A 3352-nucleotide genomic window follows, 5' to 3' on the forward strand; every position below is an offset into this window, starting at 1 on the left:
ACTTATATTGGATCAATTTATGGTTTCTGCCGCTTCATTTTTGATGCTAATTACAGAGTGCTGCTTGTCATCTTAGTTAAAATCGTAATATAAAAGGATGCAGTGGAAGAAATTTTTAATGAATGCGAGTAACATAACAATTGATAAAGTTCTGCTATATCAACATATAAATTGAAAATTTGGTTCAGTGGATGCAACAGGACAATCAGTAGGATAGAATAATTAAGTATAAAAAAATATATTTGAGTTTTTTAAAAAATGAAAGAATAAAGAAAATACGATGGGAATTTTATTGGTTAGTTGATTTAAGGATGTCTATCCAGAGTCAGATCACCCATCCGTGGCGCTCTGATTAAACCAGGAAATCATCCTGTGTTTTATGTACGATTAGTTCCAGAATGGCTCGGTATCTGTCCAGAAAGGCTATGTTGGTTTCGAGTTCAATCTTGTTAAGTAGTTTTGAGATAATGGACTTATTAGTAACTGCATGACCGGACTGAATTATTTCATCGACGATGTTGCCCAATATTTCCATCTCATTCATTGGAACTGCTTCTTTAAAATAATCAGATATCTCTTTATCAGTCTGTGGGGTATCTGCGTGCATTTATTTTTCCTCATAAAATGTGCTACATTACATAGTATTAAGTTAAGTGTAGATGACAGAACATACGGAATCATTGGATAAGACGAACGATAGAGAAATGCTCGTCTATTATAGGATGACTAATTAACCTTAGCTCATATTTGGCATAAAACCAGATAATCTAAAAATAATATATCAGCGGATAAATCACTCTCTTAACAATCTGAAAGTGATCAACATCCAATATGATAAGTATCAGTTGCTATTTTTATCTATGTTATCGTTACGTTAAGGGTATAACTCGACGGCTAGTGACGCTTTTTATCGCACATCGTTTACTGAACTGCTTGCGGATTTAGGCGCCAATCATGATGTTGGGAGTGATTTAATTATTCCTGATAACACTATCAGTGTGAAAACTACACAGCAAATTTTGACGAAATGGCATCCTCGTTAACACGTTGGCTACCCTTACCACATAAAAGTGAACAAGATCATGTTCCTTAACTGTAAAGCGAGCTAATCTTTTATATAACGCTTCATATAGAAAGGGACTGTTATGTATACAACCATTTTAGTACCAGTTGATATTGAAGAGGATGAATTAACCAGGAATGCACTTATCCATGTGGTAAGGTTGGCAAAAATGTCAGGAGCAACCGTACATCTTTTTCATGCGCTTCCGGATGCGTCGGCATTTTTATCTGCTTATTCTTTTGGGATCAAAGAGTTTGAAAATGAAGCGGTAGTTAAAGCCAACGATGAACTGAAAGCCCTGATTAAAACTATCGATCTTCCTCCATCACGTTTGTCATTCAGTGTGAGTTTTGGTACGCCAAGAGATGAAGTACTGCTGCTGGCGGAGGAACTTAATGCTGACCTGATCGTCGTTGGCTCACGTCGGCCTGATGTCAAAACTTATCTTCTTGGATCGAATGCTGCGGCGATTGTGCGACATGCTAAAACATCCGTACTGGTTGTTCGCTAGACAGATTATTCGGCTTATTCGTGTCATCTGTGGAATAAGCCGAGGGTTTACCGTAGCTGACTATCTTTACTGCCACGGCGGTTATAACCACTATTCTGTGTCTTTTTTTTGTCAAATTCAGCCTGACAATGGATGCAATATTGCACACCAGGTAAGGCGTTACGCCTGGCTTCGGGGATTTGAGCGCCGCACTCTTCACAATACAGCGCGCTTTCCCCACTCGTTAACTGACTGCGGGCGCGTGCAACGGCATCATCCACCGTAGCATCTATTTGATCCTGAACTGCGCCGTCATTTGACCATCCACTCGCCATGATTACCTCCAAAAAATAGAGAATTGTGCGCTTCTTTTAGTATTGGGGATATTTTGAGCGATTCAAGGATGTACGTGCTTATTCCGCTAAAGCGAACGCACGTTAACGAATGCGGAGCGCATGAAGCCGCGTGGTGTTGTCAGCTTAATGACTCGGGCTTCATGAGTAATAACTGCGTCACCGGTTCTGTTACTGGTGAAAGTTGTCTTCAGAGATTACTGCGTCACCTAGAAAATTGAGAACAATAAAACAACAGGAAAGCTCAGTGGCCATGTTAACCCTATCAGCAAAGATGTCAGAAACCGAATAGTTAGCGACTTATCTTTGCTTAACAGAAAGGTAACGAGTATTGAAATAGCAAAACCGATGAAGTATATGAGTTTGATTAACTCCCACAAAGTCTGGTGTTGCACGTTTATTTCCTTTTGTTTTTGATGCGCCTGCATTCTATGCCGTTCATATTTTATGATCAATTTTTTAACCCGGCGATTCCGTATACCATTTCCCTGGACTTCATTTTGCATACCAGGATGCTATCATTTGTTATAAAAATGAGTTCGCAAAAGAAATAGAAGTATACAATTTGAGTTAGTAACGCTCTCTTGTATGACAGAAATATTAAATTTTTGTTTCGGTATGGACATTGTCTGAAGACTGTCATAGTTTGGTGCTTTATCCCTCTGGAAAGGTAATAAAATGAGTGAGATATCAAGTCTGTCGCTGAAAATCCCATCGGATTTGAAAGAGAAGATTAAAGCTGCTGCACTGGAAAATGGAGTTTCAATCAGTGCTGAAGTGAGTGCAAGGTTGTTACAAAGCTTTGATGACAGCGATAAATCGTATGCACTTTCATCTGAAGAGGTAGACAATCAGGATACCGAAGAAGTATCAGAAGCCCAGTTGACACATAAAGAAATAAAGAAAATCAGAGCGTTACTTAAAGATAAAGCCAAAAGCTCTTCAAAGAAAAAATAACGCCCGCCTAGAGAGCCTGCTATACCATAACGTTGTCGCTGCTTTTGTTATGGTATGGCAATGCTATTTCTCCGACTAAAATTAAATTTTGCGATATAGATCAGTAAGGTTTCCCTGTTTTTTGCCGATAAATGATATTCACATCATTTATGGGGGCAATTATGCTAATGGGAACTCTTAAAGAAACGCTGATTTTTGTACAAGATGGTCACGCTGGACTTCATCGGTACGAGATCTACAAGAGTGACCTTAAAGGCGGATATTTTGCCGTTATATATTTTCAAAAAACCGTTTTTTTTAATGATGCTGTAACTCCGAAGAACTGCACAAACTGCCTCAAAGCCGGATCCGGTCTGGTTCAACGGCCACGTAATAGGAGCGAGCAGGACAGCTTTCCGCGCCGGTTATCTGCTGAGCTTCAGCCTGCAGAGGTGCTCCTTTAGCGCGCCGTTCCTTCAGGGCACTCCGGCTTATGGCACAGTCCAGCCC

The 3352-nt window shown here is 39.8% G+C and carries 6 protein-coding genes; 3 read left to right on the forward strand and 3 right to left on the reverse strand.

Going from position 1 to position 3352, the window contains the following annotated elements; genetic code table 11:
* Window positions 1-352: 352 nt before the first annotated feature.
* Window positions 353-607 (reverse strand): biofilm/acid-resistance regulator YmgB/AriR, encoded by a 255-nt coding sequence (locus BIY29_RS19650; RefSeq protein ID WP_121576689.1) that lies wholly within the window; start codon window positions 605-607, stop codon window positions 353-355.
* 538 nt (window positions 608-1145) lie between these two features.
* Here BIY29_RS19650 and BIY29_RS19655 point away from each other — a divergent pair.
* A complete protein-coding gene (locus BIY29_RS19655; RefSeq protein WP_121576690.1) occupies window positions 1146-1574 on the forward strand; it encodes a universal stress protein in 429 nt (142 codons plus the stop codon).
* A gap of 47 nt (window positions 1575-1621) precedes the next feature.
* Here BIY29_RS19655 and BIY29_RS19660 read toward each other — a convergent pair whose 3' ends face one another.
* Together BIY29_RS19660 and BIY29_RS19665 are read right to left on the reverse strand one after the other, a co-directional pair.
* Window positions 1622-1888 (reverse strand): DksA/TraR family C4-type zinc finger protein, encoded by a 267-nt coding sequence (locus BIY29_RS19660; RefSeq protein ID WP_121576691.1) that lies wholly within the window; start codon window positions 1886-1888, stop codon window positions 1622-1624.
* A 227-nt stretch (window positions 1889-2115) separates the two neighbouring features.
* Complete coding sequence (locus tag BIY29_RS19665) at window positions 2116-2334, reverse strand: GhoT/OrtT family toxin (RefSeq protein WP_170158989.1); 219 nt, start codon at window positions 2332-2334, stop codon at window positions 2116-2118.
* A 250-nt stretch (window positions 2335-2584) separates the two neighbouring features.
* Here BIY29_RS19665 and BIY29_RS19670 point away from each other — a divergent pair, with 250 nt between their 5' ends.
* A complete protein-coding gene (locus BIY29_RS19670; RefSeq protein WP_121576692.1) occupies window positions 2585-2863 on the forward strand; it encodes an Arc family DNA-binding protein in 279 nt (92 codons plus the stop codon).
* 161 nt (window positions 2864-3024) lie between these two features.
* Window positions 3025-3306: a hypothetical protein gene (locus BIY29_RS19675; protein WP_121576693.1), complete on the forward strand. Its 282-nt coding sequence runs from the start codon at window positions 3025-3027 to the stop codon at window positions 3304-3306.
* Window positions 3307-3352 lie beyond the last annotated feature (46 nt).

It is taken from the genome of Brenneria alni (genome assembly GCF_003666245.1).
Lineage (GTDB): Bacteria > Pseudomonadota > Gammaproteobacteria > Enterobacterales > Enterobacteriaceae > Brenneria > Brenneria alni.